The sequence below is a fragment of the Streptococcus sp. HMSC063B03 genome (genome assembly GCF_001836965.1).
In the GTDB taxonomy this organism is placed as follows: Bacteria; Bacillota; Bacilli; order Lactobacillales; family Streptococcaceae; genus Streptococcus; species Streptococcus pneumoniae_F.
Map to the genome: position 1 here is coordinate 1 of NZ_KV831046.1, position 284 is coordinate 284.

The following is a 284-nucleotide window of genomic DNA, read 5'->3' on the forward strand; positions in this document are numbered from 1 at the left end:
GTTAATTTACTGTTTACCATATCAAATCCATATTAACTCTCACTACTTGCTAGAATTTTTGACCCTTCTGGTAATAATTCTTCTAGCTCTTGACGAGTAAAATGCCTTTGTGCTGCGGCATTATTTCTTAAAACCTCAATGTGTTTTCGCCAAAAAAGCTTATTTGCTTCCTCTTGTGACACATTAGGTGGCCAAGCATCATTTTTTAGCCTAAAATGTAACTCTACTAAATTCTTTTCTCCACTCTCAATCAACTGAAACAACTCTAGTGGCAATTCATACAC

At 35.2% G+C, this 284-nt stretch carries 1 pseudogene; it reads right to left on the minus strand.

Annotation, left to right across the window (positions count from 1 at the left end):
- Positions 1-32 precede the first annotated feature (32 nt).
- Positions 33-284, minus strand: a pseudogene (locus HMPREF2628_RS06035) (hypothetical protein); the annotation flags it as partial.